This window comes from Acidobacteriota bacterium, from assembly GCA_022340665.1.
Lineage (GTDB): Bacteria > Acidobacteriota > Thermoanaerobaculia > Thermoanaerobaculales > Sulfomarinibacteraceae > Sulfomarinibacter.
Window position 1 is genome coordinate 1 of the sequence record JAJDNM010000028.1, and the last position, 15323, is coordinate 15323.

The following is a 15323-nucleotide window of genomic DNA, read 5'->3' on the forward strand; positions in this document are numbered from 1 at the left end:
GAGGGTCTCAACGGTGGTGAAGCCGTCGATGTCGGCTGAAGGGAACAGCTTGACCTACAGCTTCCCGCCGCACGCAGTCACCCTGCTGCGGGGCAGAATCGAATAGCGGCTTCGCGCGGCGACTATTCAGGAACTGGGCGAGAAGGCGCCTGGTACGAGGGCTCTGATGTCTCGACCATGACCCTGTCCCATCGGTGCGAGCGATCTGGAACCACGGCCTCTCTGCTCTAGCGGGCGGACAGGGATCGGGCTGATTGTTGAATTTTGAATAGAACAACGATCGGTACTCACGACTCAGTTCAGAAAGGACTCCAGGGAAGGCTCCCATGCGGCGATCGACTCGAGGGTCGGGTGATGCGTCCGGTCCAGCTGAAGCGGTGTCAGTGTGATGCAGCCATTCTTGAACGCCCAGAGGTCCGTGTTGGGATCGGGCGTTTCGTTCATGATGCGCTCGCCTCTGTAAATGGTATCGCCATCAGAGTCGCCGATCGGTGGGAAAATCATCTCGTAGCGTCGTCCGCCTGGCGGGGCTTCGGTGACGCATTTGATCGTGCCGTCAGGAACATTCACCGAGAGCAGGACTCCATTTTCGAGTGGGTGCGCGAGGACGTGTCGCACGATACGCGCCGCGAACTCTGCTGCCGTGGTGTACTCGGCACGTTGTTTGGACTGCGAAAAGGCAATCCCGGGAATGTCGTTTAACAGCGCTTCGAATGCCGCGCCGACGGTGCCTGAATAGTTGTAGGTGCTGCCGATGTTTGCGCCGTGGTTGATTCCCGATACTACGAGATCAAAGGGCCGGTCCTGGCCGAAGATCCTGACGCCGAGGTACACACAGTCGGTCGGGGTGCCATCGATCGCGTAACCGGTCAGGTGGTCGCCGATGGAAACGTTGTGCACTCGAATCGAATCACGTTTATAGGCACGGTGCGATTGGCTCGCGCCAGACTCGTTTTCTAAAGGCGCGATCACGAGCACGTCTGCGAACCCGGAGAGCGCCTCCGCCAACGCGGCGATTCCTTCGCTCGAGAATCCATCGTCATTGGTGACGAGAATGCGGGGCGTTCCTTCGTCGGCCTGGGGGAAGGACTCCGCAATCGCACCTTCCTGTGCGCGGCCACACGCAACCCACAGTATCAACCCGAGCACCAGTGCGACTCCGAGTAAAACAGCAGCTCTTTTCATTTCACATTTCCTTCAGGTGGTACGCGACACGCAGGCGGCGCCACATCGAACAGTGATTACCTCAGCCAGCATTCAAGGTTCATTTTCGTTCCCTGCGCACGAGTGTGCGTCGTCGGTCGAGGGGCGTCAACCTGTATCTCGTCACGCTTGGCCAAGCTGCGAGACCACAAGCTTGCCGCAGCGCATACGCGATCTGCTCGTCCGTGTACATCTTCCGCTTCATCGATCCTTCCTTTCCGAAGGTCAACTCTAGCCTCATCTCTCAACTTGGAATTGATACAGCTTTTGGGGGAATGGGTCGGTGTACACGTCCGGTGTAGACTCGTAGCGCCCGGTAACCGGAGGATGACCACGTTCCAACCGCCACACTTACGAGCAGGATTATTTCGTGGCGCCAGGATCGTGGCCGCGTATCTGTTGTGCGTGCTCGTCAACGGCTGCGTCCACTACCAACCGCGCCCGATCGTAGCCGACGCGACCCTCGACGACTTCGAGGCGCGAAGCCTCGATGCCCCGGAGATCCGACGTTTTCTTCACGACCAGGTCGGTGTCGACCAGTGGCCGCCGTCGTTTTGGGATCTCCAGTCACTGACCCTGGCCGCGCTCTACTACAGCCCCGATCTCGACGTCGCCCGCGCGCGTTGGGGTGTGATACAGGCTGGGACGATTACCGCCGGTGCGCGCCCCAATCCGGCGCTCAACGCCTCCCTGGGTTACAACAGCACATCGGAGTTGATCCGGCCCTGGATTCCGGAGGTCGTGCTCGGCCTGCCGATCGAAACCGCCGGCAAGCGGGGTCTCCGCATATCCGAAGCACAGACGCTTTCGGAGGCGGCACGGCTGGATGTGATCTCCGCCGCCTGGGTTGTGCGCAGCCGCTTGCGCCACGCGTTGGTAGACCTCTACCGTGCTCAAGAAATCGAGGCCGCCCTGCTCCACCTGCATGAGCTCCAGGTTCAGAGCCTCAATTCGCTGGAGGCGCAGCTTGCCGTGGGAGCGATTTCCGCCAACGAGGTAACCTTGACGAGGATCGCCACCGGGCGCACCCGACTGGCTGCGCTCGAGGCCGCGCGCGAGCGCGAGCGGGCCTGGGTGGAATTGGCGGCCGCGCTCGGCATCCCAACCACGGCCGTCGAGGGCATCGAGATCTCCTTTGACGAGTTCGAGCGCCTGACCACCGACGTGCCGTCAGACGAAATGCGGCGGCAGGCGATTGTTCATCGCACCGACATCCTGAGCGCGCTCGCGGAGTATGAGTCCACCCAGGTGGCCCTGCAGATCGAGATTGCCAAGCAGTACCCTGACATCGACATCGGTGCCGGCTATCAGCTCGACCAGACCGACAACAAGTGGACGCTTGGGCTCAATCTTGTCCTTCCAATATTCAACCGTAACCGCGGGCCGATCGCCGAGGCCGACGCCCGTCGTGCGGAAGCGGCGGCACGTTTTCTGGCGCTCCAATCGCGGGTCCTGGCCGAGGTCGATGGTGCTACGGTCTCCTATCGGAGCGCGGTCGAGGCTGCGGCCGCCGCCGACGAGATACTGACGAAGCTCCGGCAACGCGAAGACTCCATCCAGACGGCCTACGGATTGGGAGCAGCTTCGAAGCTCGAGGTGCTGAGCGCCGAGATCGAGATCGCCACCGGCTGCGTTGCCCGGCTCGAGGCGCTGGTGCGCGCCCAACGCGCGGCCGGGGACCTGGAGAACGCTTTGCAGAAGCCGCTCGACACAGCGGAATGGATTCTGGTGACGCCGGCGAGGGCAGAAGGGGATACGGAGGCGCAAGATGACGAGTGATCGGGCACGTTGGGTGGGGAGGCTCGTCTTCAGCGCGGCTGTGGTAGCCGCCGCTATCCTCATGAGTCCCGGATGTCGGCGAGGCGACAACAACAGTGATGCGCGCGTCGAGGTCTTGGTCCACGTTGGCACCGTCACGCGTGCTACGCTCCACAGCTACGTAGAGGTGTACGGTCGAGTCGAACCGCAGCCACCGGGAATCGACAGCCCGCCGGCGCGCGCGATCATCGGTGCACCAGTCAGCGGCCTCCTCGCCCGGATCGAGTGCGCGGAGGGCGAACGGGTCGGCGTGGGATCGACGCTTTTCGTCCTCGACAGCCGCGCGGCGGAGGTCGCAGCCACCAGGGCGCGGACCGCCCTGGCGTACGCTGAGAAAACGCTGGAACGGCAACGCGAACTTCTCGAGGCCGGCGGCACCTCTGAACGAGCGGTGCAGGATGCAGAGCAGCTGCATGACACCGCCGAGCTCCAGCTAGCGGCCGCAGAAACACAGCTCGAGCTGTTGCGCGTCACCGCACCGGTGGCCGGCACGGTTGTCCGCATCGACGCAGCGCTCGGGCAGCCTGTCGAGCCAAACACGATCCTGGCCGAAATCATCGATCTCGACCGTCTCGTGGTCGAGGCCGGTGTGCCGGACCGCGAGGCGCAAAACGTCGCTCTGGGTCAACGGGTCGAGTTCGTGGCGGACGGCTCTATTTTTGGACGCGTTGTCTTTGTCGGTCGAAAAGTCGATCCCGCGACCGACACCGTCGTGATCCGCGCCTCCGTACCGGCGGACTCGACACTACGACCGGGGCAATTCCTCGAGTTCCGGATCGTCACCGATGAGCACCCGGACTGTCTCGTGGTCCCGGTGGCGAGCGTGGTCACCAGCGAGGGTGAGGGCAGTTGGGTCATGGTCGTCTCCGGCGACGCCGCGGTCAGAACACCGGTAACTATCGGGTTGCGGGAGGATGGCATGGTTGAAGTCAGCGGGCCGGAGATCGCGGAGGGAACCGTCGTCATCACCGACGATGCCTACGGCCTCCCGGTGGAGACCCGGATCCGCATCGCGGGCAGCTGATGCTCGGGCGATTCGCCACCCGCCACGCGATTCCCATCGTCTTCCTCAGCATCGCACTATGCTTCGCGGGGGTCTTCGCCGCATCGACCCTGTCGTCATCGGTGTTTCCCCAGACCGATTTTCCGCGCGTCGTGATCCTCGCCGACAACGGCGTCATGCCCGGCGATGAGATGATGGCCACCATCACCCGTCCCATCGAGGAGGCGATGAAGGACATCCCGGGAGTGGTCACTGTTCGCTCGGCCACCGGCCGCGGCGCGGCAGAGATCAACGTCTTCTTCACTTGGCACGTGGACATGGTGCGTTCGGAGCTTTACGTCCTCAGCCGTCTATCGCAGATCCGCAGCCGCCTTCCGGTCACCACCGAAACCACCGTCTTCCGACTGACCTTTGCGGCGTTTCCGATCATCGGCGTCAGCCTGACCAGCGCCACGCGCGACATTACCGAGCTGTGGGAAACGGCGCGCTACGACCTCAAGCTGCGGTTTCTGCAGATCCCCGGTGTTGCGAGGGTGGACCTGGTTGGCGGCCGCAGGCCCGAGTACCACGTCGTCGTCGACCCGATCCGACTCGGCGCCGCCAACCTTACGCTGGCCGAGATCACCGAAGCGCTGAACGCCACCAACCTGGTCCAGTCCTCCGGGATGCACGAGGAAAACCACACCCTCTACCTGACCGTGGTCGACGGCCGTGTGCACGGCATTGCGGACATCGAGAACCTCGTGATCACGGCGATCGATGGGCATCCGCTGCGCGTCGCCGACATCGCCACCGTCCAGCACGGGCACGAGCCGATCTTCAACATCGTCACCGCGGACGGCGAGGACGCGGTACTGCTCAACATCCGCAGCCAACCCGACGGCAGCACGCTCGAAATCGCAAAGGCGCTCAAGGATGAGGTCGAGCAGCTGCGGCGGGAGCTCCCGCCCGATATGAAGCTGGCGTTCTTCTACGACCAGTCGGAGATCGTCAAGGCGTCGGTGGAAAGCGTGTGGGAGGCCATCTTCTTCGGCCTCCTGTTGTCGGTGACCATCCTTTTTCTCTTCCTCAAGAAATGGGGAACGACCCTGGTTGCCACCCTGGTGATCCCGGTGACCGTGCTCATCACCCTGGTCTCCATGCGCGCCTTCGGGTTGACCTTCAACCTGATGACGCTTGGCGGCATCGCGGCCGCCATCGGTCTGGTCATTGACGATGCGATCGTGGTGGTGGAGGCGATTCACACCAAGCTCACAGCCGGCACCAGCCGACTCGAAGCGGTGGAGACCGGGATTGCGGAAATTCTTCGCCCGCTGGTGGGCTCGACCTTGACGCCGGTGGTGGTCTTCCTGCCGCTCGCCTTCCTCGACGGCATCACCGGAGTCTTCTTCCGCGCCCTCGCCCTGACCATGGTGGTTTCGCTGCTGACGTCGCTGGTGCTGGCGGTCACCCTGACCCCATCGCTGGCGGCCACGCTGATGCGCCCGAGCCGCCGCGAGCAGGGTACAGCCGTGGACGAGAAAGGCCCAGTGCTGCGTCGCCTGGTCCGCCTCTACGAGCTCGCGGTGCGGCCGGCGCTGCGCCACCCGCGGTTGACATTGGGGGTGTGTTGTCTGGTCATCCTGGCCGGCATCCTGCTCTACGCCCACCTCGACAGTGAGTTCCTCCCGCCGATGGACGAGGGCGGGTTCGTGATCGACTACGTCACGCCGCCGGGCACGAGCCTGGCCGAAACCGACCGCCAGCTCCTGCAGGCGGAAGCGATTTTGAGAACCATCCCCGAGGTGGAGAGTTACTCGCGGCGCACCGGGGCGCGGCTGGCGCTCGCCATCGCCGAGCCCAATACCGGTGACTTCCTGGTCAAGCTGCGGCGCGATCGGCGGCGCTCGACCGACGACGTCATCGGCGAGCTGCGGGCGCGTTTCAACAGCGAGCTCCCAGGCGTCGAGTGGGAGTTTCCGGGCATCCTCGGCGACCTCATCGGCGACCTCATGTGGGCGCCGCAGCCTATTGAGGTCAAGCTGTTCTCCACCGACCAGGGCTGGCTCGAGAGGAAGGCACCCGATGTCGCGGCGCGGCTGGCCGCGATTCCCGGAGTTGTCGACATCTTCGATGGCCTCGTCTACACCGGCCCCACCATCTCGCTACGGGCGCGGCCGGCCGAATCGAAAAGGTTCGGTCTCGACACCGCGGCCATTGCGGCCGCGGCCAGTGTCGCCATGTTGGGCGAGACGGCGTCGTCGGTGCTCGAGGGTGACCGCGTCGTCGACATTCGGGTCACGGTCGACCCCACCCGGGTCGGCTCTCTCGACGCGCTCATGCAGCTGCCGTTAAGAACTCCCGGCGGCGACCTGGTAAAGCTCGGGCAGATCGTCGATGTCGTTGAGGAGCCCGGGCAGCTCGAGCTGCGGCGCGAGGACGGACGCCAGAACGTAGCCGTCACCGCTCGCCTCGAGGGCCGCGACATGGGCAGCGCCATGGCCGAGATCCGCGCCAGCCTCGGTCAGGACGACTCGATCCCACCCGGGACCATCGAGTACGGCGGGCTCTATGAGCAGCAGCAACAATCGTTCAAGAACCTGGTGTTGGTGCTGTTGATGGCCGTGGTCCTGGTGTTTACGGTCCTGCTCGTCGAATTCGGATCCTTCGCCGAACCGCTGGCCATTGTTTTCGGCGCCGTGCTCGCCCTCTTCGGTACCGTACTCGCTCTGTGGCTGACCGGGACTTCGTTCAACGTCGTTTCTTTCCTGGGTGCGATCATCGGCGTCGGAATCGTCGCCAAGAACGGCATCCTGATGCTCGACTACGTCCGAAACCTGCGCGACCAGGGCCTCGACCTGGTCGAGGCCCTAGTGGGTTCGGGACGTCGCCGGCTGCGGCCGGTGCTGATGACGTCGCTGGCGGCGGCCCTCGGCATGTTGCCTTTGGCGTGGGGCGTCGGCTCCGGCGCCGACATGCTGCGGCCGCTGGCCATCGCCGTCATTGGCGCCCTCTGTATCTCGGTGCTCCTTTCGCTGGTGGCAACGCCAGTCGTGTACTCTCTGCTCGTGCATCCTCGAAGGGGTGAGGCTGATGACGGTCGGAATCATCGCTGAATTCGTGGCAGGACGTGCCTCGGGACGCGCGAATTTCCGCACCATGACGTCCTGCAGCGCTGGCGAGTAGGCCTTCTCCTCCCCCCCCCCAGGTAGAGCTACGGCGGCCCCGGGCTGGCTGGATGGCGTTGCCTGCTCGACGCGAGGCATCGCGTTGGTGACACCCTCAGAAAATCTCAGAAATATGATTTGTATCCAATATTGAAAATACGTACGAGAAATATCGCTCTGAAGTGAGCTGAAAAGATAGATAGGATACAATCAGATCGTCTCCAGGGTTTGGTGGTCGAAGGAATGTTTACTTCGGATCTCCCAACGCTACTGATCGACAGCTGAAAATCCAACGCCGGGATCGGGGGTTCGAGTGACGGGCAACAACGGTGAAATCGATGCCAGCTCGACGGCGTCGCTTTTCAGTGAGGGCTACAAACGCGGCGTGTTGAGCTTGTTGCTCCTGGCGTACACCTTCAACTTCATCGACCGTACGATCGTCAATACGATCGGACAGGCCATCAAAGTCGATCTGAGGCTCACGGATACGGAACTCGGCCTGCTCGGTGGCTTGGCCTTCGCACTGTGTTACACATTTCTCGGCATACCGATCGCGAGGCTGGCTGATCGTGGCAATCGCGTAACGATCATTACCGTTTCGATTGCCGTATGGTCGGCCTTCACGGCCGCTTGCGGGATCGCCCAGAACTTCGTGATGCTCCTCCTGATGCGGGTAGGCGTCGGTGTGGGTGAGGCCGGACTTTCCCCGCCGGCGCACTCCCTCATCTCCGATTACTACGAACCCCACCGTCGTGCCTCCGCGTTGTCCGTGTATGGTCTCGGAATTCCCCTCGGCGTCATGTTCGGCGCGGTAGCAGGCGGGTGGATTGCCGACAATTTTTCGTGGCGCATCGCCTTCCTACTGGTCGGTCTTCCGGGTCTTTTCGTCGCGCTTCTGGTCAAGGTCTTCATCAAGGAGCCACCACGCGACTCCGTCGGGCGTAGTGGTTCGGCGTCGACCTCTGTGCTGGCAGATCAGAACCCGTCGCTCTGGGACGTCATCCGGACGATGTTCAGCACCTGGGGACTGATCCACCTCGTGGCAGGCTGTACCCTCGTGTCAATGGCCGGGTACGGGACGAGCATGTACTCGCAGGCCTATTTCATCCGCTATTTCGGGGTCAGTTACACCCTTGTCGGTTTGATCTTCGGCGTGATCGGCGGTATCAGCTCCGCGATCGGGACTTTGCTTGGTGGATGGCTGGCAGATCTCGGCGGTCGCTCAAATCTAAGGTGGTACGCTCTGGTTCCGGGAATCGGAGTGACGCTGGCGCTGCCGTTCTACGTCTTGGTCTTCACGCGCGGATCGTGGCAGGCCTCGGCCTGGCTGCTCATCCTTCCTGGAATTTTCCATTTCATGTACGTCGGGCCTTCCTGGGGCCTTGTGCAGAATGTCATGCCGGGCCCCACGCGAGCAACAGCCGCTGCGCTACTTCTCTTCATAGTCAACATCATCGGTCTCGGGCTCGGGCCACCGGTCTGTGGTTGGTTGATCGATACATTCAGCGCCTCCGCCTTCGACGCGTACGAGCTCGGCAGTATGGCGGAACAATGTCCGGGGGGGATTGGTTTCGAGGGTTCCTCGGCGCAGTTGGACGCAGCGTGCAGAGCTTCGGTATCGCTCGGAACACGGTGGGGGATCCTCGTAACCTTGATTTTCTATGCGTGGGGAGCGCTGCATTACTTCCTATCGGCGATGGCGTTGCCGAGAAAATTTCCCGCGCAGATCGACACGCAGAATAGGGCCCCCTGATCGTGTATGACATCGTGGGCGGTCCCAATTTGAAGGTCCGCGCCCGGCTCATTATCATGACGGGGACCTGATCTGACGGAGGAGGGAAGAGCGATTGCGAAAAAGTGAAGCGGACTGCCCACCGAAGGAACCTGGCGACCGGGCGAAGAGCGCTCCGCTTAGTGATCAGGTCACCGCGAAGATTCGGGAGCTCATTTTGAACGAGGAGTTGCGGCCCGGCACCCGGATCGGCCAAGAAGCGCTCGCCAAACGTTTTGGAACCAGCCGCATTCCGGTGCGTGACGCCCTGCGCCAGCTCGAGAGTGAGGGGCTGGTCATTCTCACTCCCAACAGTAGCGCGCGGGTGGCGAAGCTCGATGCCCAGGAGTGTTCGGAGATTTACAAAATTCGCGAGCGCATCGAGCCGCTGGCGTTGGCCGAGTCGATTCCCCGAATGTCCGATGAAGACGTCGCGGCCCTGGAGCGAGCGGCTGACAGAATCGAGCGCACTATGGACAGTGATGTTTTCTTGCGGCTGGATCGTGAGTTTCACCTTTCAAGCTACCGGGCAGCGAATACGCCACGGTTAATGGCACTCATCGAACGTTACTGGAACACGACCCAACCGTACCGAAGGGCGTACACGAACATGGTTTGGCAGAAGGGGAACTGGATCATCAACTCCGAGCACAGGCTTCTGGTTGAAGCGATCGGGCGGCGCAACGTCGATGATGCCGGTCAGATCCTCACGCTGCACATTCGGCGCACCCGCCAGGAGCTGATTCGGCACATGGAACTGTTTCCAGACTCCGATTCAGGGTGAGCTCGATCAAGGAGCGTTGCCGGCTGGCTTGAGGGGTTCATCATGGAAAGGTACACGGCAGGAAAAACATGTTGCGTGCTCGCTGGATTGGCGGCGATGCTTTTCGTGGCGAGCGCATCCTCCTCAACGCTGCGAGAGATCGAGTCATTCGGCTCGAACCCCGGACATCTTCAGATGTTCGTGCACGTTCCCCGCGATTTGCCAGAGAACGCTCCGCTGGTCGTCGTGCCGCATGGGTGTTTTCAATCGGCTCAGGACGTTGCTGACAACTCGGGTTGGGTAGAGATGGCGGATCTCCATGACTTCGCTCTCGTGTTTCCACAGACCTCGAAAGCCAACGAGCCAAACGGCGGGTGTTTCCGAACCTGGCAGCCAGAGCACCAGAAACGTGGCGCCGGAGAGCCGCTGTCGGTACGGCAGATGATCACATGGGCGGTCGAACACCACCAACTCGACGACAACCGGGTGTTCATCGCTGGCATGTCATCTGGCGGGCTCTTGACCGGCGTCATGCTCGCGACCTACCCGGATGTGTTTGCCGCTGGCGCGCCGCAGTCGGCCTATCCGTACAGATGCGCCAACAGCTATGACGAGCTGAAACCCTGCGCGGAAGGCGCGCGTCACCTCCCGGGAGAAGCTTGGGGTGATTTGGTCCTCAACGCATATGCGGAATTTTCCGGTGTCAGGCCGAGGGTTTCCATCTGGCATGGTGAGACAGACCCACTGATCGCGCCCGCCAACCTCCACCTTCAGCTCGAACAATGGGCCACAGCGGCCGGTGTTGATCAGGACGCCGATGACGTCGAAAGAGTCGGCGGTCATGTGCGAAAGCGCTATAACAACTCTGACGGCAAGCCGGTGATAGAAACCTACATGGTCCAGGGCATGGGGCATGCGATCGCCGTCGACCCTGATGGAACCCCCGGGTGCGGCGTTGCCGCACCGTTTTTCGTCGACGCGGGCATATGCTCCGCTTTCTGGATTGCGAGGTGGTTCGGCATCGCGCGCTGACGTGTTTCAGTGCGCGCCAGCCGATGCGACCGTTTCCAGGTGCTTTTTGAAGGCCGTCAGGAACTCGGCTCCGATGACGCCGTCAACCACCCGGTGATCGCAGGTCAACATGACGGTCGCCATCGTCGCGATGGAATACCCGGAATCATGGAACAAGGGCCGCCTCTCGGCCGCACCGACCGACAGCACGCAGGCCTGCGGAGGAGTGAGGACGGATGAGAACGACTTGATTCCGTACATTCCGAGGTTCGAGACCGTGAACGTGCCACCATCGATGTCCGGCCTCTCGAGCTTGTGCGACCGTGCCTTTTCAACCAGGTGCCTGATCTCCGCGGCAATTTTCTGGACCGATTTCGATTCGGCAGCCTTCACCACCGGAGCCACGAGGCCGCCATCGACCGCGACGGCCACCGCAATGTTGGCGTGGTTGTGCCGCGCGACGCCTTTATCGGTGTACGAGGTGTTGGCTGCCGGCACCTCTTTGAGTGCGGCCGCGGCCGCCGCCACCATGAAATCGTTGAGGCTGAGCTTGACGTCGCCTTCGCCCGACGACTGGTTCATAAGCGCTCGGCGTCGCGTGACTCCATCCAGCTGTATGTCCACCGACAGCGAGAAATGTGGAGCTTCGCGAATGCTCTCCGACATGCGGCGGGCAATCGTCTTGCGCATTCCGGTTAGAGGTTCAAGACGATAGCTTCCCGGCTCGATGCCAAGGGCGGTGAGCCTCGGCGACACCCCCATCTCCTGTGCCGCGTTCTGCGGCTGCAAATCCACGCTCGGCTCGGCAGTGGATGCGTTGGCATCTGGCAGCTCGAGATCGCGGCTCACGATCCTACCGCGAGTTCCCGAACCTGAAATTTCGTGGAGACTGATCCCGTGCTCGCGTGCCATACGGCGAGCTCGCGGCGAGGCCAGAACGCGCTTTGACTGTGCTTGATCGGGCGTCGATGGTTGATTACCCGGCTCGGCAGTGGAGTCGACCTGACCCATCGAACTCGGTTGGTCGTCGCGAGCGCCGGAATCCACGGGAGTCGGCTGATTCGAGGACGAATCACCCTGTGGCGCCCCCTGCTCGCCGGGATGCTTGCACGAGTCGACCCCATGATCTGCCGTGACCAGACGAGCGAGCGTCGTTCCGACTCGAACCGGCTCGCTTCCCTCGGCGACCTCTATGGCGTCGATGATGCCGGTTGCTGGCGCCTCCAACTCGACCGTGGCCTTCTCGGTTTCGATTTCGGCAATAACCTGGCCGGCCTGGACCGTGTCACCGACCTCGACGAGCCAGCTGATCACGGTGCCCTCCTCCATCGATGTGTCGAACGAGGGGAGGGTGATCTCAATCGGTTTTTCTGCAGCGTGCATCGTGCTCCACCTAATCCGCCGGGCAGGCCGGGTGCCACAGTCGAATCGACGTCTCTCGCTCATAGGCTTTGCCGTTCGGAAAGCTGACAAGCTCGAGCTGCATGCCCCAAGGTGTGAGGAAGTAGACCCACGTCTGACCGCCGCTCGGTCCGCTCGTCCGCGTCGTGGGCTCGCCCAGGATCTTGAGGCCGTGGCTCTTGAGGTATTTGAGCGCACGGTCGAAGTCGTCGACATAAAACGCCAGGTGGTGCCCTCCGACGTCGCTGTTCTTTGGAGGCGTGTCGACATGATCCGGCGATTCGTACTCGAAGATTTCGAAATTTGGGCCGTGCTTGCAGCGAAAGAACCTGAGCTCCTTGACCACCGCCCTTGGATGCACGTTGAGGTGCCGCGCCATCCAATCGCCGTCATCCTGGAAAGGTCCCAGGGAATACACGTACTCGCAGCCGATAACGTCGACAAAGAACCGAGTCGCTTCTTCGAGGCAAGGAACGGTAAAGCCTACATGTTCCGTCCCACGCAACCCCGGGATTCCGTTTTGCGGTTTGTTCTCCGACATGGTGTTGCCCCCGTGAGTACTCGATCGTGCAGAGAAAACTGCTATTCCGCGGACCCTGGTCTATCTACAGTTGGATCCAATAATCGTTATCATACGCTATTTTTCACTTCGTTCGTTACAAAATGTCAAATTTTGGATACAATTCTGTTGACATGGAGCTCTTTTCCGTGATATTCCGTCGGCCAGGGAATCTCAGCGGCGAATGGACAAAATGGCCAAACCTGACCGCACCGCTCGCGTCACGGAGCTTGCGGTCACAAACGACAGTTGGGGGGTCTGAAAATGTCGAGAGTCGTTTGGTGTAGATGGAGCATGATCCTTATTCTGGTGCTGATGCCCGTGGCCCTGCTCGCCCAGGAGTCAGAACCTGAAACTCCAACCGATGAAAGCGCCGAGGGCCAGACCGTTGCCTTTACCGGCGAAATCATCGTCAACGCTCAACGCCGTGAGGAAGCCCTGGTCGACGTCCCGATCTCCGTTACCTCGAACGATGCAGATCAGCTCGACAAGGCGGTTGTGTACGGGATCATGGATCTGGAGAAGCTGGTTCCGGGCATGCGGGTAGACCAATACGGCGCTTATGCCCAGCCGACTATTCGCGGTGTCGGGACGCAGGATGTCACCGGACCCGGCGCGAACGCAAACGTCGCGATCTATGTTGACGGCTTTTACATGCCGTCCCAGGCAGGCAACATTTTCGATTTCGCGAACGTCGAGCGAGTCGACGTGTTGAAGGGCCCGCAGGGCACGCTGTTCGGACAGAATGCTACCGGTGGCGCCATTCTCGTGACGACGCCGGATCCGAGCTTCAACCCGAACGGGTATGTCCTAGGCAGTTACGGCAGCTTCAACGATTATCGCGGCAGCATTTACGGGACGACTGGGTTGAGTGACACCTTTGCGATGGACTGGTCACTGTACTACCGCAAGAGTGACAACTATCTCGAGGACATCACGACTGCCGAACCGTCGGCGCCGATCCATTACAAGGTCGCGCGAACCAAGCTGATGTACAAACCGAGTGACAGGACCAAGGTCATCCTGAGCCTCGAGTACTCGGACCTCAACGATCCCACAGGTCTGGGAGAGGTGACCGGTCAACCGATCGCGCAGTTTTACAACGATTTCTATGGGGTACCGATTACGACCACTCTCGAGCCCGGCAAAACGTCCCTCAACTTCCAAACGCTCGCCAATCCGGTCACAAAGACGGCGTCGCTCAAGGGTGTCTTCGACATCGGCAGCGGAGTAACGCTGACTTCCTTGACGCAATACAGGGACCAGGACAGCGACGTCGCGGCCGACCTCGACGGAACGACGATCCAGTACTGGCACGTGGACTACACCGAGCTCCAGGAAACCTTCACACAGGAGTTCAACTTTGGTGGAGCCGAGGGCCGCTTCGACTGGACCGCGGGTGTGTTCTATCTCCACGACGTTGGCTCACTCACCAACAACGCGTGGCAAGACATCTTCAACACCGGGACCCAAACCAACTGGCTGTCCTCGGATGTCGAGGTAACCACCGATTCCATCGCCGCCTACGGCGATGTGGTCATCGGTCTGACAGAAAACTTCTGGTTGACCGTCGGTGGCCGATTCACATCGGAAGAGAAGTCACTGGCATCTCAAGGTTTGCTCGATCCGTTCATCTCTTTCGAAGACTCGACGAAATGGAACGAGTTCACACCGCGCGCCGTGCTCCGCTGGGCCCCCAACGAGGGCTCGAGCCTGTATGGATCGATCAGCCAGGGCTTCATGAGCGGCAACTACCAATACACCACCGTCGGACCCCAGGAGGCGGTGGATCCCGAACGGATCACCCAGTACGAGATCGGCTTCAAGACCTCTCACGAGAAATCGTCGTTCAGCACCGCCGTATATTTCCAGGACTACAAAGATCTTCAGGTATACCAGTGGAGCGATGCGTGTGCGTGCTTCATCCTCGACAACGCGCCGAAAGCCGAGAGCTACGGCTGGGAAGGCCAGCTCGGGTACAGCCTGACCAAGAATCTCTCCTTCAACCTCGGCGCCGCCTACACCAATGCCCAGTACAAGGAGTACATCGGGTCGGGGATCACGGGCGATCCGTATTTCCCGCCAAGCTACGGCTTCGCGACTGCGCCTACGGATTTCAACGGACGGCAGATGCTCCGGACACCCAAGTGGACAGGCAATCTGGCCGTTCTCTACAATCTTCCGGTCAGCTTCGGTCAGCTCTATTTCGCCGGCAATTACTACTTCACCGACGATATCCCGCTGTCGCCGGGTGGCGAGCTGGTCCAGGACGCGTATGGACTGCTGAGTGGTCGGGTCGGGTGGACGTCGAGAAAGGGCACGGTCTCGATTTCCGTCTTTGGCAACAATCTCCTCGACGAGGAATATCTCATCTTTTCAGCGGCTGGCTTTCTCGGCAACAACCACATCTACGGTGCGCCACGCAGTGCGGGGGTGCAGTTCGACTTCCGCTATTAGGATGGGTTTTGGCTCGACGAGATGTCGACGACGCGATCGCGGGCTGTCGAAATCGGCGTTAGGAGTGACCGGGAGACGAGCTCTCAGAGCCTGGATTGCGAACGCAGAAGTATCTGACAACGTTAACGCTGTCGTCTCGCAGCCCAACCGTGGTCGACCCGAGCTCGGATGCAGGGACCGCAGTGCGGCAG

General features: G+C 61.4%; 11 protein-coding genes. 7 read left to right on the plus strand and 4 right to left on the minus strand.

What is annotated here, in order from left to right; all coding sequences use genetic code 11:
* Window positions 1-294 precede the first annotated feature (294 nt).
* Window positions 295-1185 carry a 5'/3'-nucleotidase SurE gene (gene surE, locus LJE93_03915; GenBank protein MCG6948048.1) on the minus strand — a complete coding sequence of 297 codons (891 nt, stop codon included), beginning with the start codon at window positions 1183-1185 and terminating at the stop codon, window positions 295-297.
* A gap of 79 nt (window positions 1186-1264) precedes the next feature.
* Window positions 1265-1408: a hypothetical protein gene (locus LJE93_03920; GenBank protein MCG6948049.1), complete on the minus strand. Its 144-nt coding sequence runs from the start codon at window positions 1406-1408 to the stop codon at window positions 1265-1267.
* Window positions 1409-1587: 179 nt separating this feature from the next.
* On the opposite strand from LJE93_03920, the gene LJE93_03925 reads away from it, so the two are divergent.
* From LJE93_03925 to LJE93_03950, 6 genes are all read left to right on the plus strand, one after another.
* Entirely contained in the window at window positions 1588-2982 is a 1395-nt protein-coding gene (locus LJE93_03925; GenBank protein MCG6948050.1) for a TolC family protein, read from the plus strand.
* Window positions 2972-4045 carry an efflux RND transporter periplasmic adaptor subunit gene (locus LJE93_03930; protein MCG6948051.1) on the plus strand — a complete coding sequence of 358 codons (1074 nt, stop codon included), beginning with the start codon at window positions 2972-2974 and terminating at the stop codon, window positions 4043-4045. Before LJE93_03925 ends, LJE93_03930 begins: the two co-directional genes overlap by 11 nt.
* Window positions 4045-7119 carry an efflux RND transporter permease subunit gene (locus tag LJE93_03935; GenBank protein MCG6948052.1) on the plus strand — a complete coding sequence of 1025 codons (3075 nt, stop codon included), beginning with the start codon at window positions 4045-4047 and terminating at the stop codon, window positions 7117-7119. The genes LJE93_03930 and LJE93_03935 overlap by 1 nt, the downstream gene beginning before the upstream one ends.
* Before the next feature lie 364 nt (window positions 7120-7483).
* A complete protein-coding gene (locus tag LJE93_03940; protein ID MCG6948053.1) occupies window positions 7484-8923 on the plus strand; it encodes an MFS transporter in 1440 nt (479 codons plus the stop codon).
* Window positions 8924-9017: 94 nt separating this feature from the next.
* A complete protein-coding gene (locus LJE93_03945) occupies window positions 9018-9725 on the plus strand; it encodes a GntR family transcriptional regulator (GenBank protein MCG6948054.1) in 708 nt (235 codons plus the stop codon).
* A gap of 42 nt (window positions 9726-9767) precedes the next feature.
* Window positions 9768-10736: a PHB depolymerase family esterase gene (locus LJE93_03950; protein MCG6948055.1), complete on the plus strand. Its 969-nt coding sequence runs from the start codon at window positions 9768-9770 to the stop codon at window positions 10734-10736.
* Window positions 10737-10742: 6 nt separating this feature from the next.
* On the opposite strand, the gene LJE93_03955 is transcribed toward LJE93_03950, so the two are convergent.
* Both LJE93_03955 and LJE93_03960 read right to left on the minus strand, forming a co-directional pair.
* Window positions 10743-12098: a 2-oxo acid dehydrogenase subunit E2 gene (locus LJE93_03955; GenBank protein MCG6948056.1), complete on the minus strand. Its 1356-nt coding sequence runs from the start codon at window positions 12096-12098 to the stop codon at window positions 10743-10745.
* Between the two features lie 10 nt (window positions 12099-12108).
* Window positions 12109-12657: a VOC family protein gene (locus tag LJE93_03960; protein MCG6948057.1), complete on the minus strand. Its 549-nt coding sequence runs from the start codon at window positions 12655-12657 to the stop codon at window positions 12109-12111.
* Between the two features lie 312 nt (window positions 12658-12969).
* On the opposite strand from LJE93_03960, the gene LJE93_03965 reads away from it, so the two are divergent.
* Window positions 12970-15132, plus strand: a complete 2163-nt coding sequence (locus LJE93_03965; protein ID MCG6948058.1) for a TonB-dependent receptor — start codon at window positions 12970-12972, stop codon at window positions 15130-15132.
* Window positions 15133-15323: the final 191 nt, after the last annotated feature.

What these genes read in the sequence shown, in the direction of transcription:
- surE (MCG6948048.1), bottom strand. Translation starts at nt 1,185, where the DNA reads ATGAAAAGAGCTGCTGTTTTACTCGGAGTCGCACTGGTGCTCGGGTTG.
- LJE93_03920 (MCG6948049.1), bottom strand. Translation starts at nt 1,408, where the DNA reads ATGAAGCGGAAGATGTACACGGACGAGCAGATCGCGTATGCGCTGCGG.
- LJE93_03930 (MCG6948051.1), top strand. Translation starts at nt 2,972, where the DNA reads ATGACGAGTGATCGGGCACGTTGGGTGGGGAGGCTCGTCTTCAGCGCG.
- LJE93_03935 (MCG6948052.1), top strand. Translation starts at nt 4,045, where the DNA reads ATGCTCGGGCGATTCGCCACCCGCCACGCGATTCCCATCGTCTTCCTC.
- LJE93_03950 (MCG6948055.1), top strand. Translation starts at nt 9,768, where the DNA reads ATGGAAAGGTACACGGCAGGAAAAACATGTTGCGTGCTCGCTGGATTG.
- LJE93_03955 (MCG6948056.1), bottom strand. Translation starts at nt 12,098, where the DNA reads ATGCACGCTGCAGAAAAACCGATTGAGATCACCCTCCCCTCGTTCGAC.
- LJE93_03960 (MCG6948057.1), bottom strand. Translation starts at nt 12,657, where the DNA reads ATGTCGGAGAACAAACCGCAAAACGGAATCCCGGGGTTGCGTGGGACG.
- LJE93_03965 (MCG6948058.1), top strand. Translation starts at nt 12,970, where the DNA reads ATGATCCTTATTCTGGTGCTGATGCCCGTGGCCCTGCTCGCCCAGGAG.